25 protein-coding genes and 1 pseudogene are annotated in these 25,564 nt (G+C 38.7%); 22 read left to right on the top strand and 4 right to left on the bottom strand.

The window, feature by feature from the left end; genetic code table 11:
- Nucleotides 1–787: hypothetical protein (locus tag CWC16_RS10240; protein WP_212747443.1), on the bottom strand; the 787-nt coding region annotated here is incomplete at its 3' end.
- 352 nt (nt 788–1,139) lie between these two features.
- On the opposite strand from CWC16_RS10240, the gene CWC16_RS10235 reads away from it, so the two are divergent.
- Together CWC16_RS10235 and CWC16_RS19875 are read left to right on the top strand one after the other, a co-directional pair.
- Complete coding sequence (locus CWC16_RS10235; protein WP_138541476.1) at nt 1,140–1,811, top strand: inovirus Gp2 family protein; 672 nt, start codon at nt 1,140–1,142, stop codon at nt 1,809–1,811.
- Nucleotides 1,812–2,005: 194 nt separating this feature from the next.
- Complete coding sequence (locus CWC16_RS19875) at nt 2,006–2,242, top strand: hypothetical protein (protein WP_171037644.1); 237 nt, start codon at nt 2,006–2,008, stop codon at nt 2,240–2,242.
- A 37-nt stretch (nt 2,243–2,279) separates the two neighbouring features.
- On the opposite strand, the gene CWC16_RS10225 is transcribed toward CWC16_RS19875, so the two are convergent.
- The 3 genes from CWC16_RS10225 to radC are packed head-to-tail and all read right to left on the bottom strand — an operon-like array spanning nt 2,280 to nt 3,758.
- Nucleotides 2,280–2,840 (bottom strand): tyrosine-type recombinase/integrase, encoded by a 561-nt coding sequence (locus CWC16_RS10225; RefSeq protein WP_138541474.1) that lies wholly within the window; start codon nt 2,838–2,840, stop codon nt 2,280–2,282.
- Nucleotides 2,841–2,852: 12 nt separating this feature from the next.
- Complete coding sequence (locus CWC16_RS10220; RefSeq protein WP_138541473.1) at nt 2,853–3,272, bottom strand: DUF2787 domain-containing protein; 420 nt, start codon at nt 3,270–3,272, stop codon at nt 2,853–2,855.
- Nucleotides 3,273–3,284: 12 nt separating this feature from the next.
- A complete protein-coding gene (radC, locus tag CWC16_RS10215) occupies nt 3,285–3,758 on the bottom strand; it encodes a RadC family protein (protein WP_138541472.1) in 474 nt (157 codons plus the stop codon).
- A 124-nt stretch (nt 3,759–3,882) separates the two neighbouring features.
- Between radC and CWC16_RS10210 the strand changes: the two genes are divergently transcribed.
- The 20 genes and pseudogenes from CWC16_RS10210 to CWC16_RS10110 all read left to right on the top strand — a co-directional run bounded on the left by CWC16_RS10210 (nt 3,883) and on the right by CWC16_RS10110 (nt 25,557).
- Complete coding sequence (locus CWC16_RS10210) at nt 3,883–4,065, top strand: AlpA family transcriptional regulator (RefSeq protein WP_024595467.1); 183 nt, start codon at nt 3,883–3,885, stop codon at nt 4,063–4,065.
- Between the two features lie 165 nt (nt 4,066–4,230).
- The gene (locus CWC16_RS10205) at nt 4,231–5,790 is read left to right on the top strand and encodes a type I restriction-modification system subunit M (protein WP_138541471.1); all 1,560 of its coding nucleotides are present in this window, start codon (nt 4,231–4,233) and stop codon (nt 5,788–5,790) included.
- A 2-nt stretch (nt 5,791–5,792) separates the two neighbouring features.
- Nucleotides 5,793–7,052, top strand: coding sequence for a restriction endonuclease subunit S (locus CWC16_RS10200; RefSeq protein WP_138541470.1), 1,260 nt, complete (start codon nt 5,793–5,795; stop codon nt 7,050–7,052).
- Complete coding sequence (locus CWC16_RS10195; RefSeq protein WP_138541469.1) at nt 7,052–8,221, top strand: AAA family ATPase; 1,170 nt, start codon at nt 7,052–7,054, stop codon at nt 8,219–8,221. The genes CWC16_RS10200 and CWC16_RS10195 overlap by 1 nt, the downstream gene beginning before the upstream one ends.
- Complete coding sequence (locus tag CWC16_RS10190; protein WP_138541468.1) at nt 8,211–9,266, top strand: virulence RhuM family protein; 1,056 nt, start codon at nt 8,211–8,213, stop codon at nt 9,264–9,266. Before CWC16_RS10195 ends, CWC16_RS10190 begins: the two co-directional genes overlap by 11 nt.
- On the top strand, nt 9,263–12,376 hold the full coding sequence (locus CWC16_RS10185) for an HsdR family type I site-specific deoxyribonuclease (protein ID WP_138541467.1): 3,114 nt from the start codon (nt 9,263–9,265) through the stop codon (nt 12,374–12,376). Before CWC16_RS10190 ends, CWC16_RS10185 begins: the two co-directional genes overlap by 4 nt.
- Nucleotides 12,377–12,740: 364 nt before the next feature.
- A pseudogene (locus CWC16_RS20410) lies at nt 12,741–12,875 on the top strand (single-stranded DNA-binding protein); the annotation flags it as partial.
- A gap of 99 nt (nt 12,876–12,974) precedes the next feature.
- Nucleotides 12,975–14,723, top strand: coding sequence for a DUF4433 domain-containing protein (locus CWC16_RS10175; RefSeq protein WP_138541466.1), 1,749 nt, complete (start codon nt 12,975–12,977; stop codon nt 14,721–14,723).
- 34 nt (nt 14,724–14,757) lie between these two features.
- Nucleotides 14,758–15,450 carry a macro domain-containing protein gene (locus CWC16_RS10170; RefSeq protein WP_138541465.1) on the top strand — a complete coding sequence of 231 codons (693 nt, stop codon included), beginning with the start codon at nt 14,758–14,760 and terminating at the stop codon, nt 15,448–15,450.
- A 400-nt stretch (nt 15,451–15,850) separates the two neighbouring features.
- Nucleotides 15,851–16,363, top strand: a complete 513-nt coding sequence (locus tag CWC16_RS10165; RefSeq protein WP_138541464.1) for a hypothetical protein — start codon at nt 15,851–15,853, stop codon at nt 16,361–16,363.
- A 44-nt stretch (nt 16,364–16,407) separates the two neighbouring features.
- Entirely contained in the window at nt 16,408–16,800 is a 393-nt protein-coding gene (locus CWC16_RS10160; protein ID WP_138541463.1) for a hypothetical protein, read from the top strand.
- Entirely contained in the window at nt 16,793–17,458 is a 666-nt protein-coding gene (locus CWC16_RS10155; RefSeq protein WP_171037643.1) for a hypothetical protein, read from the top strand. Before CWC16_RS10160 ends, CWC16_RS10155 begins: the two co-directional genes overlap by 8 nt.
- A 73-nt stretch (nt 17,459–17,531) precedes the next feature.
- Nucleotides 17,532–18,461, top strand: coding sequence for a viperin family antiviral radical SAM protein (locus CWC16_RS10150; RefSeq protein ID WP_171037642.1), 930 nt, complete (start codon nt 17,532–17,534; stop codon nt 18,459–18,461).
- A complete protein-coding gene (locus CWC16_RS10145; protein WP_138541460.1) occupies nt 18,461–18,661 on the top strand; it encodes a hypothetical protein in 201 nt (66 codons plus the stop codon). The genes CWC16_RS10150 and CWC16_RS10145 overlap by 1 nt, the downstream gene beginning before the upstream one ends.
- A 287-nt stretch (nt 18,662–18,948) precedes the next feature.
- Nucleotides 18,949–19,527 carry a hypothetical protein gene (locus CWC16_RS10135; protein WP_138541458.1) on the top strand — a complete coding sequence of 193 codons (579 nt, stop codon included), beginning with the start codon at nt 18,949–18,951 and terminating at the stop codon, nt 19,525–19,527.
- A gap of 262 nt (nt 19,528–19,789) precedes the next feature.
- Nucleotides 19,790–20,743: a ribosome biogenesis GTPase YlqF gene (ylqF, locus tag CWC16_RS10130; protein WP_138541457.1), complete on the top strand. Its 954-nt coding sequence runs from the start codon at nt 19,790–19,792 to the stop codon at nt 20,741–20,743.
- Nucleotides 20,744–21,305: 562 nt separating this feature from the next.
- Nucleotides 21,306–22,547 carry an OprO/OprP family phosphate-selective porin gene (locus CWC16_RS10125; RefSeq protein WP_138541456.1) on the top strand — a complete coding sequence of 414 codons (1,242 nt, stop codon included), beginning with the start codon at nt 21,306–21,308 and terminating at the stop codon, nt 22,545–22,547.
- Between the two features lie 11 nt (nt 22,548–22,558).
- Nucleotides 22,559–23,530: a Bug family tripartite tricarboxylate transporter substrate binding protein gene (locus CWC16_RS10120; protein WP_138541455.1), complete on the top strand. Its 972-nt coding sequence runs from the start codon at nt 22,559–22,561 to the stop codon at nt 23,528–23,530.
- Nucleotides 23,531–23,541: 11 nt separating this feature from the next.
- A complete protein-coding gene (locus CWC16_RS10115) occupies nt 23,542–24,009 on the top strand; it encodes a tripartite tricarboxylate transporter TctB family protein (RefSeq protein ID WP_089348972.1) in 468 nt (155 codons plus the stop codon).
- A 3-nt stretch (nt 24,010–24,012) separates the two neighbouring features.
- On the top strand, nt 24,013–25,557 hold the full coding sequence (locus CWC16_RS10110) for a tripartite tricarboxylate transporter permease (protein WP_138541454.1): 1,545 nt from the start codon (nt 24,013–24,015) through the stop codon (nt 25,555–25,557).
- The last annotated feature ends 7 nt before the right edge of the window (nt 25,558–25,564 follow it).

The following is a 25,564-nucleotide window of genomic DNA, read 5'->3' as shown; positions in this document are numbered from 1 at the left end:
GTAAATAAGATGTACTTGGTATGTATTGGTCGTATGTATTTTCATTAAAGGCGCTTTGTGGTTCTATCTCTACCTTTTTATGAAGTAAATCCCAATTTGAGGTTACAGCAACAATCGCCAAATATATATCCTCACTTGTGATAGGGGCGAGAAAGTCTAAATGTTCATACTTATCGATTATGTATTGCCATACCCAACTACAACCCTCTTTGTCTTTAGGGTCTAACCAATAAACAGGGTTTCTTTTAGTAACAAAGCTGCTGTATTCTTTCAAAAGTACAGATAAATAGCTCTTTCTGTAATCACCAAAACTGATTGTATAATCTAGCTTTTGTAATACTAAAGGGAAAATTTCATCTGCTGTTGATATGAAACTTCTAGTTTGAAGGCTATGCGCTTGAGGCCTGTAACTCTCTATCGGTTTATTGAAATGAATATAAACCCACACCCAGTATAGACCCTGCTCATCAATTTTTTTTAACCACTGAAAGTCGCTAACAGGTAAGATATCGTTCAAGTAGTCTGCCATTATCTTAAATACATCCCTTTTATAATCTTCTAAATTAGAGCCTTTTAAATATCCATCATAGCGTTCAATTAAAGCCGTTGCTGCATAAAAATTATCTGGTACTGAGCTGCCACAAGGGTAGTAACTTGCTGCAGCTTTTGTTGAGAGCCATAAAAGGGCCCTACTGTCATTTTTAAAAAAGTCAATCCACTTAATAACTTCACATTCATTAGTAAGAGTAAGTAAGGAATTCATAAATTTATTGTACTTTTTATCCATTAAAAGCATTCCATTTTCATAAAAAAAGCATAACCAGAAAGTTTCTTTACGCAATGATTTTACTGGCCTCGCTTGTGTTTTATTGCACGCTAATAGTGTAAATGCAAACTTTAAATGTATTTATACCCATTCCATTTTATATTTTGATACTACATCTCCCCTTTTTCTTCGAGTCAAATTCAACTAGGTAGCCTATGATTTTTTGATTCATACCACACAAACCTGATGGGGTGTTTTTCTGTATAGGTAATATATACACGGCACTACCTCTTCGAGCATATAAAGGAATAATGGATAAATAATTACTAAGGAGACACCTCTTATGTGACTAACCAAAATCAAGAGGAAAATAATGAATAAACGTCATCCAGTTAATAGGAACTTAGTGATAAATAAAGGAGATTTCTACAAGAATATTCCTGTATGGAATAACGGAGACTTGATACAAAATTATTTAATATCTATTGAGCAGGTTTTAACTCAAAGCCTGAATGAGCACCCAAGGACTTTAGCTATTAGGTTCGATTTAAGGTTTCCAATTAGCTTTGGCATTATTGATCAAATTGCAAGTTTACAAACATCGCATATATCAAGCTTTTTTAAGAATCTAGATCTAGAAATACAGCGTGATATTAAAGGTAAAATTAAAAGAAACGGTAATGCCCACCACAGTAGTTTGAGATATATATGGGTTAAAGAGCAAGATAGCTCTTGCATGCCTCATTATCATGTCGCCATATTTCTGAATAAAGACACTTATTATGGTTTAGGTAGCTATCAAGGTAATGGTGATAATATGGCTTCTCGTATAATTAGGGCTTGGGCCAAGGCTATAGGGATTGAAACCTATGATGCAGGTAAGCGTGTAGAATTTCCTGATAATCATACATACAGGCTTAATAGAAACAGTGAAAACTTTGCAGAGGATTTTAAACAGCTATTTTTTAGAGTCAGTTATTTTGCAAAAGTTGATACAAAAGCTTTTGGTAGTAAAGATAATTACTTTGGTTGCAGTAGGAGGTAATCAACTTCCCATTAAGCTACTTAACAGTGTTTTGAGCCCTTCAACTAGCTAAATAAGCTCAAACCCTTAGTATATAAAGGCTGGCAAGTTCCCAAAATACCATTATGAGAACCTAAAAAAATAAACGGTGTTATTACACCTTAAAAGAGTGCTCTATATGAGCACTCGTATTTAACTAATCAAACAAACTAGCAATGCCAGCAACTACTCCACCAGCTACCGCCAAAGGGATTGTAACTGGCGCAGACGCGACACCTGCAGCAATTACTATTGCGCCAGATGTGAGCGCTCCAGCAGCTGCACCGGAGCTTATAGCCACAGCTGTTCTGCTTACGCTAGAGTCATTACTGCTAGTTACCTGTTTAGATAACTCATTACCAACTAAGCCGCACGAAACGGCTTTATTTAAAGACATAATGCCTTCCTTCTAGTTAAGTAAAACCAGCGCCAGAATGACGCTACTAAGGGTTATAGCTCTAGTTCTTCAAAGTCTTTGTCTATTTCCTCCTGTGTTATGCCTATATAACGAAGTGTTGTTGCTTCGGAGCTATGGCGAAGCATTTTCATTACTCGGGCGATGTCGTGGGTTTTCTGATACAAGTGATAACCGCGTGTTTTACGCATTGAGTGAGTACCTAAATGAATATTTAGTTCTTTACCAACTAGCGAAAATGCTTTAGTAACCGCTCTACGCGATATTGGTTTAGGCTTTGAGTTAATTGCTTGTTGATTTCGGTATGATTGAAACAAGTAGATGTGGTGTGGATGAGTAAGCTTAATTTCGTTGATTAAGGTAAGCGCCTTATCATTTAGTTTTATTTCAGCTAATTTCGACGTCTTTGACTCGTAAATAATCAACCTATCGTTATTTATATCAGTGAACTTCACTGCAAGTAAATCAGATATTCTAAGCGCGAGATTTAAGCCAATATTCCATATTTGACTCATTTGCCTTGAGCAAGGCTTTTCTAGCAAATAACTAACAAGCCTTACTGTATCAAGATTTTTAACTGCTTGTACTTCAGCCATAAAAACCTCCCTTTATTCAGTTGTAACCGTAACCTGATAACAACCTGTGTTGTAGTAATCAACAAAGTTAGAAATAAACAAAGCTAACAGCTCTTTACCTTCCCTAGCATTTAACCAACCAGCTAAAAAGTGATAAACCTGCTTAATACTAAAGCACACATCAATTTCTTTTATTAGTTCAGGGGTATGATGGCCCTGATACGAAAAGTCAGTAATATAAATAAGCTGCCAGCTGGTGGCCTGCTTTTCTATCCTAACCTCTACAGGGTGAAAGCCTCCGGCTTCAGGGCTGTAATCTGGATCTCTAAAGTTAAGTGTAACCGCCTTAGCTACTCCTACAGAATCACCTCCATTAGCAATTGCGCTTACAATCACACCAATAAAAGAGTCAGGCACTTTTAAGCCTGCAACTTGCTCTATTTTTAACGCCATATTTAACTCCTTTTAAATTAAACCATGTTCAGCAAATGAATACGTGCTTTCACCAATGATGATGTGATCAAGCACAGATACATCAATTAGGTTAAGTGCCTGCTGTAATTTGGTAGTAATAAGCTTGTCTGCTTGAGATGGGGTAGTGACACCAGAAGGGTGGTTATGCGCCAAAATAACGGATGCCGCATTAAGCTCTAGCACCTCTTTAACAACTTCTCTAGGGTAAACGCTAGCAGCGTTAATAGTGCCTCTAAATAGCTCTTTAAACTCCAGTATGCGGTTCTGGCTATCTAAAAACAGTACGGCAAATACTTCATGTTCATGTATCGCTAATTTATGTTTTAAGTACTCTTCGCAGTCGCTAGGGCTGCTTAATACGCCATCACGGAACTGCTTTTTAGCGTTTATGTATGCAGCGGCTTCAAGTATTTGTTTATCACTTACAGGGTGATCAAATTCGTATAGTGACTTGTTATTTTGCATTGTTATGCCCTCTTAATGGTTTATGCAAAATAGTGATGTATATGTTTAACGTTTTTGTTTGAAGAGCATAAAAAAATACTGGCCCCGGAAAGGTTATGTACTAATAACCAACCGGAGAAATTCCATGCGTTTAATCAAATTAAAAGAAGTAATCGAAAAAACATCACTTGGTCGTTCAACAATTTATGAGTTTATGACTAAAGGTACGTTTCCTAAGCAAGTTTCTCTAGGTGCCAAATCTGTAGCCTGGCTTGAGTCAGAAGTGGATGATTGGATAATGGAAAGAATTGGTGAAAGGGAAGTGTAAAGACAATAAAACTATTTATAAACTGAAGCAGCAGATTGATTATATAGAATTTGTGGTAGTATTATTTGGACGAAAAGTAAGTCAGATAAAGCTCGTATTGGCTTTATCTCACTTACTAAAATATGCTGTTCAATATTAAATAAAGTACTTTACGGGAATAAAGAAATGACAAGTAATCAACAACGTGCTGAGCTTCAACGACAAATATGGGCTATTGCTAACGATGTACGCGGCTCAGTAGATGGTTGGGACTTCAAGCAGTACGTGTTGGGTACTTTGTTCTATCGTTTTATCAGTGAGAACTTTGAGCTTTACATTACAGGCGGTGATGAGAGTGTTAATTATGCTGCCATGGACGATGATGATGAAAACATTCTGGCTGCCAAAGATGATGCAGTTCGCACTAAAGGGTATTTTATCCTTCCAAGCCAGTTGTTTAGCAATGTGGCGGCTAATGCGCATAAGAACGAAAACTTAAATACTGATTTGGCGGCTATTTTTGCTGCAATCGAAAACTCAGCCAATGGCTATGATTCAGAAAAAGACATCAAAGGCTTGTTTGCTGATTTTGATACCACCAGTAATCGTCTGGGTAATACAGTAGAGGCAAAAAACAAACGCCTCAGAGATGTGCTAAAAGGCGTGGCAGGTTTAACCTTCGGTAATTTTGAAGACAACCAAATTGATTTATTCGGTGATGCTTACGAGTTCCTTATTTCAAATTATGCCGCGAATGCGGGTAAATCCGGTGGTGAATTTTTCACGCCTCAGCATGTTTCAAAACTCATCGCGCAGCTGGCCATGCACGGCCAAACTAGTGTGAATAAAATCTATGACCCTGCGGCGGGTTCGGGCTCGTTGCTGTTACAAGCCAAAAAGCACTTTGATGCACATATCATTGAAGATGGTTTCTTTGGCCAAGAGCTCAACCACACCACCTACAACTTGGCGCGTATGAATATGTTTTTGCATAACATTAACTACGACAAGTTTAATATTCAGCTGGGTGATACCTTAACCGAGCCACATTTCTTAGATGACAAGCCGTTTGATGCGATTGTCTCAAACCCGCCTTATTCAGTGAAATGGATTGGTAGCGACGACCCAACCCTAATCAATGACGACCGCTTTGCACCCGCAGGTGTATTAGCGCCTAAATCAAAAGCTGACTTTGCCTTTGTGCTGCATACTCTCAGTTACCTATCAAGCAAAGGTCGTGCGGCGATTGTTTGCTTCCCCGGTATTTTTTACCGTGGTGGTGCTGAGCAAAAAATTCGCCAATACTTGGTTGATAACAACTACGTCGAAACCGTGATTTCACTTGCACCAAACCTGTTTTTTGGCACCACGATTGCAGTGAATATTTTGGTGCTGTCTAAACATAAAACCGACACCACTATCCAGTTTATTGATGCCAGTGGCGAAGTTTATTTCAAAAAAGAAACCAATAATAACGTCCTGACTGAGCAACACATTGAAGAGATCATGAAAGTGTTTGCCAGCAAAGAAAACGTTGAGCACTTTGCTCAATCTGTAGAATTGGATGATATTGCGAAAAATGACTACAACCTATCGGTGAGCAGCTATGTAGAAACGAAAGACACGCGCGAAGTGATAGATATTACCCAGCTTAATGCCGAGCTTAAAACCACTGTCGCTAAAATCGATCAGCTTCGCAGTGATATTGACGCCATTGTGACGAAAATTGAGGGGGAGGAGATTTAAGCATGAACGATTTTAGCTATGTAGAGAAACTACTCGATGGTGTTGAAGTGGTTTGGTTTCCGATCAGCGAAGTTACTCAGCGAACCACGAATATAAAGTGGCGTGAAACTTCTGAAAGCCATCAATATATTGCTCTAACTTCAGTCAGCGTTGATACAAAAAAAATAATAGAAACAACAGAGATAAAAGCTAGCAATGCGCCCAGTCGTGCTCAAAAGCTTGTAAAGAAAGACGATGTATTATTTGCAACAACTCGTCCGACACAAATGCGCTATTGCTTAATTGATGAGGAATATAATGGAGCAGTTGCGAGTACAGGGTATTGCGTATTGCGAGTGAAAAGGGATGTGACTCTACCTAAGTGGATTTTGCATTTGATTTCCTCAAGTGATTTTAAAAAGTATCTTGAAGAGAATCAGAGTGGTTCTGCTTATCCAGCTATTTCTGATGCGAAGGTCAAAGGCTTTAGTATCCCAATCCCATGCCCAAATAACCCAGAAAAATCGCTGGAAATACAAGCTGAAATAGTGCGTATCTTGGATGCATTTACCTCCATGACCGCCGAACTGACTACCGAGCTGACTACCGAGCTTAACCTACGGAAAAAACAATACAACTACTACCGCGACCAGTTGTTTGCAGGATCTGGTTTTAAATTAGAGAAATTAGGTGAAATATCTAAGATCTATTTGGGGTTAACCTATACTCCTAAGTATGTTGAGAAGGGTGTTAAGTTTATTTCAGCCAAAAACACGTCCAAAGACTTCTTAGACCTGGCAGATACCAAGTACATTTCTGAAGAGGAGTATTTGAGCTCAACATCAAATGCTAAACCTAAAAGAGGAGATGTGTTGTTTACTCGAGTGGGATCAAACCTAGGGCATCCTGTTATTGTTGAAACTGATGAGCCTTTATGTATGTTCGTAAGTCTCGGTTATATAAGAGTTAACCCAGCGAAGGTTTTAAATTCGTATATTAAACATTGGATGAATACTGCTTTGTTCTGGGATCAAGTAGAAAAACATACCTACGGTGCGGCGAAAGTTAATTTAAATACGGGTTGGCTCAACAAGTTTGATGTACTCTTACCGTCTTTGGAAGAGCAGACCCGCATAATTGAAATTCTCGACAAATTCGAGGTCTTAACAACTTCAATCCAAGAAGGTCTCCCTCGCGAAATCAAGCTACGTCAAAAGCAATACGAGTATTATCGCGACCTGTTGTTGAGCTACCCGAAACCTCATTCAGATGAGGCTGCTTAATGAGTAAAACACTAACGGAAATAGCAGAGCAGTTGCAAGCGACTGACAAAAAGGTGCAGTTGATCTATGCCTTTAATGGCTCTGGTAAAACGCGACTATCTAGGGAGTTTAAAGAGTTACTTGCTTCAAAAATAAATGAAGAGGGTGGCGATGAAGTATCAATATCAGAGATGTCTCGCAAGAATATCCTTTATTATAATGCTTTTACTGAAGATCTGTTTTATTGGGATAACGATTTAGATGGTGATGAGCATAGGAAGCTCAAAATACACCCAAATGCATTCACCAAGTGGGTGCTTGAAGAGCAGGGGCAAGGAAACAACATTGCCAGCAACTTTCAGCGCCTGACGAACAGCACTATAGAGCCGAGATTTAGTGCTGATTTTTCAGAAGTTTCTCTTGTAATGAGAGGTGACGACCAGAACAAGCCTATCAAGATCTCTAAAGGCGAAGAAAGCAACCTGATTTGGAGTGTCTTCTATAGTTTACTGTATTTGATCAAAGAAGAACGAAATATTTCTGAGCCGGAGAATAGAAGCACCAATGACTTTGATGCACTTGAGTATATTTTTATAGACGATCCTGTTAGTTCCTTAGATGAAAACCACCTTATACAACTGGCTGTTGATTTGGCTACGTTGATAAAGTCTAGCTACTACCCTTCGAGCGGTCGCGGCCTTAAATTCATTATCACCACACATAGCCCTACATTTTACAATGTTCTACATAACGAGCTTGGTTTAAACAAAAAAGGAAAAAAAGAGGGCTGTTATCTGCTCGAGAAACTCGAGGATGGCAGTCATCGCCTTGATACCAAGTATGGTGATTCTAATATGAGTTTTTCTTATCACTTGCATTTAAAACAAACTTTAGAGCATGCGACTAAGAATAACTTGGTAGAACGTCATCACTTTACATTATTGCGAAACTTGTACGAAAAAACGGCTAGTTTTTTAGGTTATTCTGAATGGGGAAAGCTGTTGGAGAGCGCACCCGGTGATAAACAAGGCTACTTAAATCGCATTATTCAATTTACTAGTCATAACACATTAACGGGTGAAGTACTTCCTGAGCCTACTCCTCCAGAAAAACAGATGGTTAAGCTTCTATTAGATAATTTAATTGATAATTACAGCTACTGGAAGCAGGAGGCTGAAGATGACCAATAAGAATTTGACCATACAAGATCAAACATCTGAATTTTTACTTTATACAGCACCAAGCGGGGATGTGAAAGTAGAAGTGTTACTCAGTGGCGAAACCATTTGGCTGACCCAAAAACGCATTGCCGAATTATTTGGTGTGGGTGTTCCTGCTATTTCTAAGCATTTGAAAAATATTTTTGAAAGTGGCGAGCTACAAGAGGAAGTGGTTATTTCCATTTTGGAAAATACCACTGCACATGGTGCTATTGCTGATAAGACTCAAACAAAGCCAGTGAAGTACTACAACCTAGATGCCGTTATTTCGGTTGGTTATCGGGTTAACTCAGCGCAAGCTACCCAGTTTAGAATTTGGGCAACACAACTAATTAAAGATTACATCATCAAAGGCTTTGCCATGGATGATGAGCGACTTAAAAATGGTCGTTTTTTTGGTAAAGATTATTTTAAAGAGTTACTGGATCGCGTTCGCTCTATTCGTACCAGTGAGCGACGTATTTATCAGCAAATCACTGACATTTTTGCAGAATGTAGTATTGATTATAACCCTAAATCAGAAACTACCCGCCTGTTTTATGCTCATGTACAAGACAAGTTTCATTTTGCTATTACCGGCCATACATCTTCTGAAATCATTGCCCTTAAAGCTGACGCGAATAAGCCATTAATGGGCATGAGCACTTATAAAAATGCACCTGAAGGTAGAATACTCAAATCAGACACTACGGTTGCGAAAAACTATCTGGCAGAAGATGAAATTAAAAAGTTAGAGCGCGCAGTTTCAGCATTTTTTGATTACATAGAAGGTATTATTGAACGCCGTAATACGTTTACCATGGAAGCCTTTGCTGAAAGTGTGAATAAGTTTTTAGCCTTTAATGAGTACCAAGTGTTAGAAGGCTATGGCAATGTAACCCGCAAGGCGGCTGAGCAAAAAGCCCATGAAGCTTATGAGCAATTTAACAAACAACAAAAAATAGAATCTGACTTTGACCGCGAAGTTAAAAAGCTACTTGGGCATGGAAGTAAGAAAAAGGATGTAAACGAATGACGACTTATAAAACGGTGGCAGAATCCAATAATTTTATTGTTTTAGATAAATACACTAAAGATTGGAAAGTAGCAGAAAACTTTCAGAGTGAAGGTGATTTAGAGCGTGAGCTGATTCAGGACCTAAGCAACCAGGGCTATGAGTATTTACCCGCGCTAACGACACCCGATGCCATGATGGTGAATGTGCGCAAACAGCTACAAGCCCTTAATAAGGTCGAGTTTACCGATGCCGAATGGGTTCGCTTTTGCGATCAATACCTGAACACACCAAGCGACAATATTCTCGACAAAACCCGCAAGGTGCATAGTGACTATATCTTCGACTTTGTCTTTGATGATGGCCATATAGAAAACATCTACCTGTTCGACAAGAAGACCATTGCTCGTAACAAAGTGCAGGTGATTAAGCAGTTTGAGCAAACGGGAAGCCATGCCAACCGCTACGATGTGACAATTTTGGTCAATGGTTTACCTTTGGTGCAAATTGAACTGAAAAAGCGTGGTGTGGCGATCCGCGAGGCGTTTAACCAAATACATAGGTACAGCAAAGAGAGCTTTAATGCAGAGAACTCTTTGTACAAGTTCTTGCAGCTGTTTGTGATCTCTAATGGCACCGACACGCGCTATTTTGCCAATACCACGAAACGTGACAAAAACAGCTTCGACTTTACGATGAACTGGGCAAAATCTGACAATACGCTTATTAAGGATTTAAAAGACTTTACCGCCACTTTTTTCCAGAAAGAGACGCTACTTGAAGTGATCTTGCGTTACTCGGTGTTTGATGTCAGCAATACTTTGCTGGTAATGCGCCCCTACCAGATTGCCGCCACAGAGCGTATTTTATGGAAGATAAAGAGCGCGTTTAACGCTAAAGATTGGGCTAAGCCTGAAAGTGGCGGATACATTTGGCACACCACGGGTTCAGGAAAAACACTCACCAGCTTTAAAGCGGCACGTTTAGCCACCGATTTAGATAGTATTGATAAAGTCTTTTTTGTGGTAGACAGAAAAGATCTCGATTTTCAAACTATGAAAGAATATCAGCGATTTTCGCCTGATAGTGTGAATGGTTCAGACAGTACCGCAGGGCTAAAAAGCAACCTGGATAAAGACGATAACAAGATTGTTGTTACCACTATTCAAAAGCTCAACAATTTAATAAAGAATGAGAGCGATTTAGCGATATACAACAAGCAAGTGGTGTTTATTTTTGATGAGTGTCACCGCAGCCAATTCGGTGAGGCGCAAAAAAACCTCAAGAAGAAATTCAAAAAGTACTACCAGTTTGGCTTTACCGGTACGCCAATTTTCCCTGAAAACGCCTTGGGTGCAGAAACCACGGGCGACGTGTTTGGCCAGCAGTTGCATACTTATGTGATCACGGATGCCATTCGTGATGAAAAAGTACTTAAATTCAAAGTGGACTATAACGATGTTCGTCCGCAATTTAAGAGCATTGAGACTGAACAAGACGATAAAAAACTCAGTGCCGCCGAGAATAAGAAAGCGTTTTTACATCCCATGCGAATTAGTGAAATCTCGCAGTATATTCTGAGCCATTTTAACCAGAAAACGCATCGAGCCTATTCTGGTGCCAAAGGGTTTAACGCCATGTTTGCGGTCAGTAGTGTTGATGCGGCTAAAGCATATTATGAAACCTTTAAAACATTGCAGGCCGAGGCCGAAAATGGACCCACAAGTAAGCCTCTGCGCATTGCGACTATCTTCTCATTTGCAGCCAATGAAGAGCAGGATGCCATTGGTGATATTTTAGATGAGAGCTTTGAAGTTAGTGCGATGAACAGCAGCGCGAAAGAGTTTTTGAGCGCCGCGATCACTGATTACAACGCCATGTTTAAATCTAATTATGGTGTGAACAGCAATGGCTTTCAGAACTACTACCGTGACCTTGCCCAGCGCGTGAAGAATCAAGAAATAGATCTGCTCATAGTGGTTGGTATGTTTTTAACAGGCTTTGATGCGCCTACGCTTAACACCTTGTTTGTTGATAAGAATTTGCGCTATCATGGCTTGATGCAGGCGTTTTCTCGTACTAACCGCATTTATGATGCTACCAAGACCTTTGGCAATATTGTTACCTTCCGGGACTTGGAACAGGCAACCATTGATGCCATCACCTTGTTTGGTGACAAAAACACCAAAAACGTGGTGTTGGAGAAGAGCTACAAAGAATACATGGAAGGTTTTAACGATATTGCTACTGGCCAAGCGCGTCGAGGTTTTGTTGATATCGTCAAAGAGCTGCAAGAACGCTTTCCAAAACCAGAAAATATTGAAAAAGAACAAGATAAAAAGGAATTTGCCAAGCTGTTTGGTGAATACCTAAAAGCAGAAAATATTTTACAAAACTACGATGAGTTTGCTGGATTAAAAGCACTGCAAAGCCTAGATACCAGTGATGAACAAGCTGTTGAAGAGTTCAAGTCAAAGTACTATCTGGACGATGCAGACATCGAGGCAATGCAAACCATCGATATGCCGAGCGAACGTGCTATTCAAGATTATCGCTCTACCTACAACGATACACGCGACTGGTTACGACGCGATAAAGAAGGTCAGGACAAAGATAAGTCAACGGTAGACTGGGACGATGTGGTCTTTGAAGTTGATTTGCTTAAATCACAAGAAATAAACCTCGACTACATTCTTGAACTGATTTTTGACCACAATAAGAAGAATAAGAGCAAAGAAGGCTTGATTGAAGAAGTTCGTCGTATGATCCGCGGTAGCCTTGGCAATAGAGCGAAAGAGAGCTTGGTGGTTGATTTTATTAACCAGACAAACCTAGATGAGATCAATGACAAAGCCAGCATTATCGACGCTTTCTTCAAATTCGCCCAGGCGGAGCAGAAGCGCGAAGCCGATGCCATTATTGCTTCTGAAAAGCTCAATATAGATGCTGCTAAACGCTATATTGCCTCATCACTCAAGCGTGAGTATGCCTCTGAAAATGGTACTGCACTTAATGAAGCGCTGCCCAAACTTAGCCCGTTGAATCCACAGTATCGAACCCAAAAGCAAACAGTGTTTCAGAAAATCGCCGCTTTTGTTGAGAAGTTTAAAGGTGTTGGTGGGCAGATATAAAAATTACGATCTATTTTAGTGCCGTTCACTTGAGAGATAATTTAGATTTTACAGAATCTATTCTCTTGGTGAGTAGCACTTTAGTGATACTAAGTAAGAAATTATCGTTTTTAAGTTCAAATTTATTAGATTAGGAAAGGGAATGACAAAAGAATATATAAGGAATTGTGCATGGGGTTATTCATGTGACCAAAAATGGGATAAGTTAACTGCAACTCATATTTCTGTCATAAAATTTTGCGAAGCCTGCCAAAGAGAAGTATACCGTTGTGATACTCAAGAAGAGCTTGCTGAAAACATTACTTTAAATAGATGTGTTAATTTTTCAAGTGATATAACAAACATCATAGATACTGGATCTTTACAAGGTGAGTCATCTCAACCATATACAGGTTTCGCTCCAAAGCCTTCACAAGATGCTTCTAATAAAAAAAGTGGATTTAGCTCATCTGACTCTATGGAACCCACAATCGATTTTGATGATGATATTCCGTTTTAACCAAAGACAAAATGCAGAGTAAGTAATAGAGACTCAATCCTCAACCTGGAAAGATTGGAATTTTTTATATGGATATATTTAAAGCATGTTGGTAGTCAAGTGAATTGGTTAAGTCATCTGTGGGTTAAGACAAAACAAATTGCCAGCTTATATACTGGTACATTTATTTTTGTAATGTTTCTTAATCAATTACTCTTTTTTGGTTTGTGTTTAAATCCAATCTGCTTGATAGCAGCGATGCCCCATGTTTTATTAATTACAGTTGTTTTAGGCACCCTAATTAATAAGCTCACAAAAAATCCATCAATTGATAAAGAAGCAGCACCCAAAAATAACACGAGGTCTGCTAAAAGCATATCTTCAGAGGATGTAAGCAGTAATAACTCCGCTGAAATACCTATTTCAGATCGTTTAGTAAATTTTGCTGAGTTTGTTAATGAGAAGGCTGTAAAGTTTGAGGAAGGCGCTAAGGCTTGTAATATAAGAACTAAACGAGAGATCAATAGGTTACAGCTAGAAGCATTGAGAGTTAAGCAAGAGGCTTTAATGGCTGAGCTTGAGGCGAATACAGTATACGTACCTAAAAGTAAGGAAGAGCCAAAACCAATACCTGTTAGAGCACAACCTAAGAAAGATGAGATAGTTCATAAAGTAGCCTGTGATAAAAATAGTCAGAGTGAGCATATCGAAAAATATGAAGACCCAAATAACCATAGTCTTTTTACTGCAGGGAAGGAAGTAAGAGAACCACCTCATCATTTTCATAATGAGTTTCATAAATTAAATATCTCAAAAAATTATGAGCTGTCGAAACTTGAAAGTACAGAGAGAGAAAACAGGTTAGCTATTAACCCTCACGACGATGCTGCAGAGCTACTGAAACAAAAAAAACACCAGAGAGTAGGGCTAGCTAAAGCTAAGCATCAAATAAAATCAAAGTATAAGTTAAGAGAATCCATTTTAAGGCGCAAGGATGCCATTGAATGTGCCAATAGAAGCGCTGAAACGAATGCAAGAGCTGAGCTAATTTCAACAACAGCGCTATGTAAGAATAACGGTATTAAAAATAGAAATGGCTTCTTTAAGCACCTAATCGAAATTGGCCTAATTTTCTTTGAAAATAAGAAGTACTACCTAACAAACAAAGGTAAACAGTTTGGTGGTATGTATAGAGAAAATGATAAAAATGAACGTTGGATTGTGTGGTCGAATGATGCACTTAATGATGTGATCTTTAACTTTAAGCTCTCTTCACTTGAAAGGGTAAACATTAGTTATTTAATGCACATTACACACATTGCTAACCTTCAAGGCATACTTTCTAAAGGCTTATTAAACCATAATAATAAAGCACAAAAAGTTGATATAAGTAATGGGTTAGTAAACGCAAGAAGAGCAAAGAAAGAGCCTATATTTAAAAACTCAGTACATGACTACGTACCTTTTTATTTTAATGTTAGAAATGCCATGTTGTTCCAAGTTCAAAAAGAGTTTGGAGCAGAGGTTATTATTTTATCCTTTCGGAAAGAAATTATAGCATCCCCTAAAGTTATTTTTTCGAGGGGGAATGCATCCTCACTAAGTACAACTTTTACGTCTGACATAAATGAGCTAGCTTTCTTTAATTGGTCTAAGATTTTTAGCTCAAGCTGGAGCCTAAATGGGGTTATAGATTTAGAATTAAAATCAATAATGATGAGTGAATGCTTAGTTTATGAAAAGGTAGCTATTAATAATCTTCATTGTATTTATTGTCAGAATGTAATTGTACAGCAAAGGGTTAAAAAACTGTGTGTAGATAACAAAATAGATATTGGTGTTGTTGTTGACTCGAAATTGTTTTTTTAGCATCACATTTAGATTTATTAATTAAGGTACTGTTATGGGCATTAAAGTAATAAGTGGGAACATATTTAACTCTAATTGCGATTTTTTAGTAAATCCTGTTAACTGTGACGGCGTTATGGGAGCGGGTTTAGCCTTAGAATTTAAATTACGCTACCCAGAGATGTTTATAAAATATGAGGCTTTATGTGAGGAACGCAAGCTAGATATAGGACTCTTGTGGATATATAAATCAGAGCTCAGATCGGTTTTAAATTTTCCGACCAAGTTGAACTGGAAATATCCGTCAAAAGAGTCATACCTCCACCAGGGTCTTAAAAAGTTTGTAGATACCTATCAAGATAAAAATATAAAGTCGATAGCTTTTCCTGTGTTAGGCGGGGGGCGAGGTGGGATAGATAGCGAAGTTAGTCTTACTATTATGAAGTCATACCTATCAGATCTTAATATTGATATCGAAATTTATAACTATTCAGCAACGGCTAATGATGATTTATATGTCGAGTTCGCTAAAAAAATAACGCCCTTATCAAGTGAGCAAATATCTGCTGAGAGCGGAGTTAAAATTATTTACATAGAAAGAATTTTAGAAGCAATTATGGAAGGTCGTATATATCAACTGAATCAGCTTTTATCGATACAAGGCGTAGGAATCAAAACAGTTGAAAAGATATTTGCATACAGTAAAAAGCTAGATAGCCATGTGCAACAGAGTGACTTATTTTCATAATAACAAGTTGCCTCATTTTGTTTCGCATGTAAGTGATGGATGCCTATGTCTTTACTGCTTGGAACAAGCTAAAACAAGAAGACTGACTAAATTTAAAAGCACAAACAGCTAAAACTAGTCTAAAGGGAAGCGTATAGCTTCCCTTTTATGCCGTGCTTTTGGCTGGGCTTTGAATATCAGATTAACTTACTTAGGTTACTCTTCGAAACACTTACTGAAAATTGAAATAGGCCCTGAGTGTTTAGACGAGTTTGCATTTAATAATGTTAGTTACCATGCTTGGTCTTACGAGAGGACTGTTTCCTGATTCAGTTGTTACTTATGGCTTAGCCTGATCTGAGTCAATAAGTAGTCATAGTTTTTTAAAATAACTATCTTTAATATAAATTCAAGGATGAAAATGAAGTCTGTTTTTAATACTGTTGATATTTTATTTGGGCATTTTGCTCGTGGTTTGATAATTGTTTTTCTTTATTTGGCTTTAAGTTTAATTGCTGCTTTTAACTTGATATCGATTCCTCTTTATTTTTTTGAGTATGATGCCGGCTTATCTGATTTAGATCTGAGTGAAGTTGGACTTTTCATTATATTTGCAGCCTCAGTATGGCGGTTTTTCGCGCGTTGTTTTGCTTTGAACTGGACTAAATGGAAAGCACTTAAACGCTTTGTATTCGTTATTGCTTTTACTGAGCTATTTTGTTCGTTATTTTTTACACTTTATTTAATAATTGAATTAGTCAACCAAGGTGTACTCGGAGTCGCTATATTAAATAGATATGCTGATATTCAAGCCTTCCTTTCTATTATTATTACAACCATAGCAATTTATGCGAGTACGCCTTTGCCTAATTTTTACGAACATAAAGATAATGCAGCCAGTAACCTACCTGACAATGAATTAAATAATGATTAACCAGAAGCGATGAGCTGAGTTTACAAATGTTTGGAAGTAGAATAATGGAAAAATTAATTTTAAGTTTAGTTACCTTAGGTCTTTTTTTTAGTACGGCTCGCCTTGAGGCAAAAGAGCAAGTATTCCAATCTGATGACCCAGTATTTTTGCAAGCATCTTGCGCAGAAGTGATTGAGATATTTGACCGAAAACAAGAGCCTGGGAAGTATGCTGCTCTTCATACTTCGGTATCAGAGGCTATGCGTGCTGGCTACTGCATAGGCGTATTACAACAATATATTAAGAGCTCACCGTCGTGTAAAAAAAGATATGGGTATTATAAGATGAGTAATTGGTTCGACTTAGCACAAACAATAGCGAACATGTCATTTGGTGCAAAGCAACTAGAAAGGCTTAAAGCGAGTCATTTACTTGAGGCGGCTTACTGTAATGGCTAGTGGTATGACTGTTCCTGATGCTATTCGCTTCTTATTTGGGATCGATGTTGCCAAAGAAAGCACATATTTAAAAGACAAAGCAAATTCTCTTGTCCGTAATAAGCTTATTAAAGTTGAAACTGAGCTAAAGGTTCAAAGATCAACAAAGCGTTTGGCAGATGGGCAGCTAGATGTGCTATTTAATGCTTTACTTCTTAATGCAATTTTTCATGATCCCAAAGACGTAAAAAAAATATTTGAAGATAAGGGCTTTAGATACCATTGTGCAGTGATAGTTAGTCAGTTGTTTGGTGAAAGTAATTCATTATTGGGCATTGCTCTGAGTAAAACAACTGCTGCTGAATTTGCGAATGCGCTTGCTAGTGATTGTGACTTGCGCAAAAAGAGATTACCTAACCCGTTTGCTGTAATGCCTCAACTAGCTTTAGGGAAAAATCTCAGTTTATTGCATGCATTACTTGCGCAATCTGCCCTTACCAGCTCAACAGATAACTTGCTTTTAGCTTATTTAAATAACGATATAGACAAAGCGTTAGCATTATCAAGGCAATTAGATACGAATAATCATAGTGTTAAGCAATTAGTAGAACATATAACATCTCGGCACAAGGAAGCAGAGGAATTTGATGATTTATTAGGGTATTTCCAAAAAATGTAATTATTAAAAATAATGTTTGTTAGTGCATTGCACTAAGTGAATCTATAGCTGTCAGCAATAGATGGAGATTCATATGACAAATATTAAAGAGCTTGTTATTAACTTTCACATGACCGAAGCGTGTAATTACCGTTGTGGTTATTGTTACGCTAAGTGGCAAGATAATACGTCAGCAACAGAGTTACATCATTCTTCAGAGAGCATTCAAGATTTACTGCTAATGCTAGCTGAGTACTTTTTTTCGAATAATCAAATACGACAAGAATTAGGTTATCAATCAGTAAGGATTAACTTTGCTGGTGGAGAACCTGTAATGTTAGGTGCTCGCTTTGTTAGCGCTTTATTATTTGCAAAGAGTATAGGCTTTAATACATCACTTATTACTAACGGACATTTTTTGTCACCAGCAATGTTAAGGCGTATTGCCCCTCATTTAGATATGCTTGGTTTAAGTTTTGATACTGCAGATTATTTAATAGCTCAAAGCATTGGCCGAACAGATCGTAAAGGTGAATGGTTTTCCCCGCAAAAAGCATTAACTGTTACAGCGCTATATCGTCAGTTAAATCCTCAAGGTAAGTTGAAAGTTAATACTGTTGTTAATGCATTTAACTTTCGCGAGAATTTGAATGCAGCAATCGCATTATTGCAACCCGACAAGTGGAAGCTCTTACGTGCATTACCTGTCTATAGTGACCAGTTAACTATCTCGCAAGAAAAATATGATTCTTATGTTCAAAAGCATAAAGAGCACAGTAATGTTATTGCAATTGAAGATAATTGCGATATGTGGCAATCATATTTGATGATAAATCCAGAAGGTAACTTCTACCAAAACTCGTCATCGTGTCAGGGATTAACGCTTAGTCCTTCAATATTGGATATAGGGGTTTCTAAGGCTTTGAATCATGTGAACTTTAACATTAAAGCATTCGCAAGCCGATACCCTTCGAGCTTTCCGCAAGTTATTAAAGAGAATTTGATAACACTAGGAGAGCAGTAATGAAAAAATATAGTAATGATAAAAACATTAACACGTTGGTTTGTAAGTTATTGAAGAAAAAAGGTTGGTCTTTAAAGCGTGGGCGTCATCCAAGGCTGATTGCGCCATCAGGTATCAAAATAACAGTTCCAAGCACGCCAAGTGACTTTAGAGCATATAGAAACTTTAAAATGGATATTCGACGATTGAAGGAGCTTTAGCTAACGCTGAAGCTCCATAAGTCGAATCACAATTAACTTTTTAAGGAGACATATATGTCTAGCAATAAAGATCATAAATCAAACCAAAGAAACAGCAATAAAGGCACTTCTGGAGTCAATGTTCCATACCAGAGAACACAAGATAATCGAAGTAATCAGTTAAACCCGAACAACCCTAACTATAACGGTAAAAAATAGTTAAATAATTTTATTTAAGCTAAGCGCAGCGAAAGCTGCGCTTAGCTTTATATTACGTAGATACTTTATATAAATTGTAGGTAAGAGATTTGAATTATAAAAAAAGAATTGAAGATGCCGTACTTAGAACTAAAAAGTTACATTTAAAATTGTCTTCAAGCCCGTTGCCATTTAGCGAAGCTCTTAGCGACAATAAGAAACAAGAAATCTTAATTCATTGTTTTGAGGTGTTGCAATTTCATGAATTTAAATCATCCCAAGACTTAGCAAGTAAATGTACAGATGTTCATCTAATGCTTCAGTATTTTCTAAAGACAGATTTAAATATAGACAGCCATATTACAATTGGGGATAGGTATTGGCATGATTATATTTATTGTGAAATGTCGGATGAGAGTATTAAAAGTGAGTTAAATTCTCCTAGTTTAGATGAACCTATTAAGGCACATGTTTGGCTAACGTTAGCAGATGGAACAATACTTGATTGCACCGGAGAAGCGCATGCTGATTTAATATTTAATCGAGGTAACTTTCCACTGCATGAGTGTTTACACTTATCTGCTCCTAACGAGAAAGAAGATGCAATTGAGGGGTATTATAGACCTTATTTAATAGGGACTGATTTCCTGGAAAAAACGGGTGTTTGCAAAATACTTATACCATCGTAAATTTTTATTGAAATAGGAATAACTGATTGGCTTAATTAGCTCACAACAAGCACGCGAGAAAGGGAATAACATTCCTATAGAAGGTATATAGAGTGCGGGCTGAATTGATATTTAGCTATTCATATATTTTCATGAGAATCCAAGTACAGTTTTGTAGTAAACTTACTCCCATAAACGGAAAGTACAAAAGCATAGTTTTACTTTTAGTACCCACATTAGTACCCATAGGCTGCAGCCTTTAATTAAAGGTCATATAAATCAAATGAGTAGAACAGGAATACAGTGGTTCCCTGGGCACATGAATAAAGCCCGTAATGAGATTAAAGAAATAATGCCGCAAATGGATGTGATCATTGAAGTGCTTGATGCACGCATTCCTTACAGTAGTGAAAACCCGATGGTAGCCACGCTTCGTGAAGGCAAGCCGGTCATCAAAATTTTAAATAAGGCTGATTTAGCCGACCCTAAAATGACCGAAGCGTGGAAAGACTATTTTGAGCAAGAAAGTGGCGTAAAAGCGATTGCGTTTGGTCATGATAAAGCCGCTGAGGTGCACCGCATTAATGAGCTGTGTAAAAAATTGGTGCCACACAAAGTAGGTGCTGATAAGCAAATTAAAGCCATGATCATGGGTATTCCAAATGTGGGTAAATCGACATTAATTAACGTATTAGCCGGCCGTATAGTGGCAAAAACAGGAAATGAACCTGCGGTTACCAAGGCGCAGCAGCGCATTAAGCTTGAAGACGGCATTATGCTTTACGATACGCCAGGCATGCTTTGGCCAAAAGTAGAAAACGAGAACTCGGGTTATCGTTTAGGTGCCACCGGTGCAATACGTGATACAGCGCTTGAATACGAAGATGTGGCAAGCTATACGGCAGAATATTTATTGAAAGCCTATCCTGAACTTTTAAAAGCACGTTATAAAATAGATGAACTGCCAGAAAGTGATTGGGAATTTGTTGAAATGGCGGGTAAAAAGCGCGGCTGCATTCGTGGTGGTAACCAAATAGACACTTACAAAATGTCTGAAATACTCATAAATGAACTTCGTGATGGCATTATTGGCCGCATCACCATGGAAACCCCTGCCATGCGTGAAGAAGAAGAAATAATGGTTGCCGGTCTTCGCGCCGCGGCAGAAGCTAAAAAAGCCGCTAAAGAAGAAGAGAAAAAACAGCGCCGTGCACGTGCACGCAAAAACCGCCGTTAATGGATTAATTTATGTGAGCATGTTGTTCACTAAATTACAGACATAAAAAAAGCCCGTAAGGGCTTTTTTAGTTTCATATCTACCGTCACCGATATGAGCAATGTAGCAAGTAAAATAGTAGGGCGGTTACTCATCATCAACATCAAGGGGCGTTGCGGTTCATAACAAGTAACCATAGCTGTTTACGTGCGCCACACGTTGTTTCAGGGTCGAGAAACAAATTAGTTCATTCCGTCACAAGAGGGTATGCATTCCCGCCTTGTTGATATTGATTATCAGTTAGATCTAATAAACTGTCAACACCCAAATGCAAATAATTCTTATTTTATTTCGTGCGTTTTTTATTCAGGTTCTGAGCGAGTGGTTAACGCAGGCTAGTTTTTTATTTTTGTTCATTTTGTTCATGGTTTTAATGAGCAAAAAGCATTTAACGATCATCAATGCACCTTTCCCTCAAAATATTTCGTTAATTTCCCGTTAACAATAAGCTGCGCGTTAGATAGCAGTTTGTCGTCGCATATCTACCTGACAATAAATACACAAACACAGCGTGGAGAAAATAATGAAAGCAAGTAACACACAGCTCGCTTTGGCAATTACAGCAGCATTAGTTAGCACATCTGCTTTAGCCGATAACGATACTCAAAAACTACAAGCGCAATTAGATGCATTGCAAAAAGAAGTTAACGCTTTAAAAACATCAAGTAGCTTTAATTTGGAGTTTGGAGGGCGAGTACAGCTTGATTACAACTATTTTGAAGGTGCCTATAACGCAGGTAATGATGGCTCAGGCGGGAGTGATTTTTCCCCTCGCCGTATTCGTACCTACGTAGAGAGTGAGCATGGTAACTGGGATCACAAATTACTTTTAGAATTTGGCGAAGGTGATGCCGAAATTGTACTTGCACGTGTACGTTATGCATTTGAAAACGGCCTTAAAATTAAAGCCGGTAAAATCCGCGAAGACATGTCGCTAAACGCACTTACTAGTTCAAAACATATTAATACTATTGAGCGTAGTGCTGTTGCCAATACTTTCTCGCCCTTTTTTCGTTGGGGCGTATCTGCTTATCAATACTTTAAAGACTCAGGCTTTCGTTATGCCGTTGGGGTTTATAAAAATGATGCCTTTGGTGCAACGGGTAATGATGAAAACGACCGCCTAACACTTGCTATTACAGGGCGTGCTACGTGGTCGAGTACAGCACCTGGCGACGTAATTCATTTAGGTGCGTGGCATTCGTACCGCGATATGGGCGGCAATGAACTGGGAGCGCGTTTTGCCCGTGGTGAAGTACGTGAAACTAATGTACGCCTAGTTAATTATGCTGCAGGCGGGGCAACAGTCGCACTGGATAGCTTATCGCAGTCGGGGCTTGAATTTGCTTTTCAGGCTGACTCTTTAACATTAGAGGCCGAGTACGCAAGCCGCGCATTAGATGCACTTGATAGTAGCGATGATTTAGATGCAGAGCGTTTTGACGGCTTTCATGTCTCAGCAAGTTACTTTTTAGGGGAGGAGCAACGACAGTACAAAGCAGGTTCTGCTCTATTTGTACAACCTAAAAATATAAAAAATGCATGGGAGCTTGTTGCGCGTGTTTCACAAATGGATGCAACGAGTAAAAACCAAGGCAGTGAAGTAACCACTTTCACACTAGGAACAAGTTATTACGTCAGTAGCGACATTAAATTTATGGGCAACCTTATCTACAGCGATGTAGAGGGCCCAGGCACCGCTGCGCTTGTAGGTGATGAAGACTCTGGTATGGGCTTTAGTGCACGTATGCAGTATTTATTTTAAGGAGACACACAATGAAATTATTTAAGTCAGTTAAAACAACATTACTAGCGGCATCATTAGTACTAAGCAGCCCCATGGCAATGGCTGATATCCACTTTTTAGTACCAGCAGGCCCTGGAGGCGGTTGGGATACAACAGCACGTGGAGTAGGTGAAGGTTTAGTAAAGGCAGGCATCGACAACAATGCGTCTTTTCAAAATATGTCTGGTGGCGGCGGTGGGCGAGCAATTGCCTACTTAATAGAGTCAGGGACTAAAAAAGGCGATATTTTAATGGTTAATTCAACGCCTATAGTGTTGCGAGCCTTAACCGGAAAGATTCCTTACAGTTACCGAGATTTAACGCCAGTAGCAAGTATGATTGCTGATTTTGGTGCATTTGTTGTACGTAACGATTCGCCTTATAAAACATGGCAAGATGTCATTAAAGCACTTAAAGAAGACCCAAGCTCTATTAAAGTAGCTGGTGGCTCAGCTCGTGGCAGCATGGATCATTTAGTTGCTGCACAAGCGGCTAAAGCGGGCGGTGTTGACGGTCGTAGAATTCGTTATATTCCATATGATGGCGGTGGCAAAGCAAAAGCAGGCCTACTCTCTGGTGAGGTTAACTTACTTTCGACTGGTTTAAGCGAAGCATTAGAAGTTGCCAATGGCGGACAGGCTCGTGTGTTGGCCGTTACATCGCCAGAGGCTTTAACTGATTACCCACAAATACCGACGTTAAAGTCGATGGGTTACGATATGGAATTTGTTAATTGGCGTGGTTTTTTTGCAGCCCCTAACTTACCTGCCGATAAATTAGCTCAATACACTGAAAAACTTCGTAAATTACAATCAACCCCTGAGTGGGAAACCGTTCGTGCACGAAATGGCTGGTTAAATCTTTTTCAGGCAAAAGATGAGTTTATTAAGTCACTCGAAAAACAAGAAGCGCAGCTTAAAGTGGTTATGCAAGAGCTTGGCTTTATTCGTAAAGCGGATTAATCGAGGTTTTTATGATGAATCGCGAACTACTAGGGCCAAGTTTATTCTTGGCGCTATTTACTCTTTACGCCGTGGTGGCGTGGCAAATTCCACTATTGCCATTTGAAGAATATGAAACGGTTACTTCTGCTACGTTACCAAAAGTGTACGCTGCTTTTGGTATTGTGGTGTGTTTGCTTTCTATTGGTTCCACTTTACTTAAGCCAAATGAAAAAGCAGCAGAAAACCAGCCATTAGAAAAGTCGCATGTTGTACGCACTTTAGGCTTATTAGTTTTAATGGTGATTTATAGTGCGATGTTAGAGCCTGTGGGCTTTTTAATATCTACAAGCGCTTTTTTATTAGCAGGTTTTTTTGTAATGGGTGAAAGGCGCAAGAAAATTTTATTATTTGCCTCTATTCCTGTTGCTGTGGTGTTTTGGTTTTTGATGACTCAAGTATTAGGTATTTACTTGGTTCCGGGCGATTTGTGGAGTTAAGTTATGTTTGATGGAATTATGCTTGGTTTGTCGACCGTGCTCGACTTTAATAATTTAATGTACGTGATAGCTGGCTGTTTGGTGGGTACGTTTATTGGTATGTTACCTGGGCTTGGGCCTATAACTGCAATTGCTTTGATGATCCCTATTACTTATAGCATAGGCGCTGATTCGGGTATGATTTTAATGGCCGGTGTTTATTATGGCGCAATTTTTGGCGGCTCTACATCATCTATTTTAATTAATGCGCCGGGGGTGGCGGGTACGGTGGCTTCATCTTTTGACGGCTATCCACTCGCAAAGCAAGGTCATGCAGGTAAAGCTTTGGCTATTGCTGCTTATTCTTCCTTTATAGGCGGAACAATAGGCGCAATATTACTTATGGTTGCCGCGCCTTTATTAGCAAAGGTGTCGTTGAGTTTTCAGTCTCCTGATTATGTTGTACTTATGTTTTTAGGTTTAACGGCCATTGCTGCATTTTCAAATAAAGGCCAGTTTTTAAAAGCAATGATGATGACAGTATTTGGTTTAATGCTGGCAACGGTAGGTATAGACCCTTCATCGGGCACTGAGCGCTTTACCTTTGGCCAAGCCGACTTACTTGATGGCATTAGCTTTTTATTAATTGCAATGGCAACGTTTGCCCTTGCCGAGGCATTAATTAATGTTGTTAAGCCAGAGAAAAAAGATGCCAAAAGCCTTAATGATTCAGACACTCCACAAATTGGCTCAACTAAATTAACAAAAGACGAAGTTAAAGATATGGCACCGGTTGTAGGCCGTTCATCATTCTTAGGGTTTATTGTTGGTGTTTTACCTGGCGCCGGCGCCACTATTGCTAGCTTTATGGCGTATGCGACTGAGCGAAATTTGGCACCTAAAGGCCTAAAAGAAAAATTTGGTAAGGGCTCTTTGCGTGGCTTAGCCGCTCCTGAATCTGCAAATAATGCTGCGTGTACAGGCTCGTTTGTTCCTTTGCTAACTTTAGGTATTCCAGGCTCTGGAACTACGGCTATTATGCTTGGAGCACTAATCGCTTACGGCATTCAGCCAGGCCCTATGCTTATGCAAGAAAACCCTAGTGTGTTTTGGTCTGTAATTGTAAGCATGTATTTTGGCAATATTGTTTTATTAATTTTAAACCTGCCACTCATTCCTTATTTCGCAAAAGTATTGGCAATGCCAAAGTCGGTATTAACCATTATGATTTTGTTCTTTAGCTTAATTGGTGTGTACTTGGTGTCGTTTAACACATTCGACTTATTTATGATGGTTGGCGTTGCTTTGGTTGCGTTAGTATTGCGCCTACTGGCCTTTCCAATGGCACCGTTGTTACTGGGCTTTATTTTAGGAGACATGATTGAGCGTAACTTTCGTCGCTCAATGATGATTTCTGATGGCTCTTTAAGCTTTTTATGGGACAGACCACTTACGTTTGGTATTTTTATACTGTCTATTTTAGTGCTGTTGTTTCCTTTAAAGGATTACTTAAAGCAGCGCCGTGCAGATAAAACAGCGTCTAAGTTACAGCAAGAGCAAGCTCAATAGAGAGATA

Origin of the sequence: Pseudoalteromonas sp. S3776, from assembly GCF_005886915.1 — a bacterium.
Classification (GTDB): Bacteria; Pseudomonadota; Gammaproteobacteria; order Enterobacterales; family Alteromonadaceae; genus Pseudoalteromonas.
This window is presented reverse-complemented; position numbering and strand designations above follow the sequence as displayed.

What these genes read in the sequence shown, in the direction of transcription:
- CWC16_RS10155 (WP_171037643.1), top strand. Translation starts at nt 16,793, where the DNA reads ATGGCTAGTGGTATGACTGTTCCTGATGCTATTCGCTTCTTATTTGGG.
- CWC16_RS10205 (WP_138541471.1), top strand. Translation starts at nt 4,231, where the DNA reads ATGACAAGTAATCAACAACGTGCTGAGCTTCAACGACAAATATGGGCT.
- CWC16_RS10195 (WP_138541469.1), top strand. Translation starts at nt 7,052, where the DNA reads ATGAGTAAAACACTAACGGAAATAGCAGAGCAGTTGCAAGCGACTGAC.
- CWC16_RS10125 (WP_138541456.1), top strand. Translation starts at nt 21,306, where the DNA reads ATGAAAGCAAGTAACACACAGCTCGCTTTGGCAATTACAGCAGCATTA.
- CWC16_RS10225 (WP_138541474.1), bottom strand. Translation starts at nt 2,840, where the DNA reads ATGGCTGAAGTACAAGCAGTTAAAAATCTTGATACAGTAAGGCTTGTT.
- CWC16_RS10190 (WP_138541468.1), top strand. Translation starts at nt 8,211, where the DNA reads ATGACCAATAAGAATTTGACCATACAAGATCAAACATCTGAATTTTTA.
- CWC16_RS10165 (WP_138541464.1), top strand. Translation starts at nt 15,851, where the DNA reads ATGAAGTCTGTTTTTAATACTGTTGATATTTTATTTGGGCATTTTGCT.
- CWC16_RS10110 (WP_138541454.1), top strand. Translation starts at nt 24,013, where the DNA reads ATGTTTGATGGAATTATGCTTGGTTTGTCGACCGTGCTCGACTTTAAT.
- CWC16_RS10115 (WP_089348972.1), top strand. Translation starts at nt 23,542, where the DNA reads ATGATGAATCGCGAACTACTAGGGCCAAGTTTATTCTTGGCGCTATTT.
- CWC16_RS10235 (WP_138541476.1), top strand. Translation starts at nt 1,140, where the DNA reads ATGAATAAACGTCATCCAGTTAATAGGAACTTAGTGATAAATAAAGGA.
- CWC16_RS10120 (WP_138541455.1), top strand. Translation starts at nt 22,559, where the DNA reads ATGAAATTATTTAAGTCAGTTAAAACAACATTACTAGCGGCATCATTA.
- CWC16_RS10185 (WP_138541467.1), top strand. Translation starts at nt 9,263, where the DNA reads ATGACGACTTATAAAACGGTGGCAGAATCCAATAATTTTATTGTTTTA.
- CWC16_RS19875 (WP_171037644.1), top strand. Translation starts at nt 2,006, where the DNA reads ATGCCAGCAACTACTCCACCAGCTACCGCCAAAGGGATTGTAACTGGC.
- CWC16_RS10160 (WP_138541463.1), top strand. Translation starts at nt 16,408, where the DNA reads ATGGAAAAATTAATTTTAAGTTTAGTTACCTTAGGTCTTTTTTTTAGT.
- CWC16_RS10170 (WP_138541465.1), top strand. Translation starts at nt 14,758, where the DNA reads ATGGGCATTAAAGTAATAAGTGGGAACATATTTAACTCTAATTGCGAT.
- CWC16_RS10200 (WP_138541470.1), top strand. Translation starts at nt 5,793, where the DNA reads ATGAACGATTTTAGCTATGTAGAGAAACTACTCGATGGTGTTGAAGTG.
- CWC16_RS10145 (WP_138541460.1), top strand. Translation starts at nt 18,461, where the DNA reads ATGAAAAAATATAGTAATGATAAAAACATTAACACGTTGGTTTGTAAG.
- CWC16_RS10210 (WP_024595467.1), top strand. Translation starts at nt 3,883, where the DNA reads ATGCGTTTAATCAAATTAAAAGAAGTAATCGAAAAAACATCACTTGGT.
- ylqF (WP_138541457.1), top strand. Translation starts at nt 19,790, where the DNA reads ATGAGTAGAACAGGAATACAGTGGTTCCCTGGGCACATGAATAAAGCC.
- CWC16_RS10150 (WP_171037642.1), top strand. Translation starts at nt 17,532, where the DNA reads ATGACAAATATTAAAGAGCTTGTTATTAACTTTCACATGACCGAAGCG.
- CWC16_RS10220 (WP_138541473.1), bottom strand. Translation starts at nt 3,272, where the DNA reads ATGGCGTTAAAAATAGAGCAAGTTGCAGGCTTAAAAGTGCCTGACTCT.
- radC (WP_138541472.1), bottom strand. Translation starts at nt 3,758, where the DNA reads ATGCAAAATAACAAGTCACTATACGAATTTGATCACCCTGTAAGTGAT.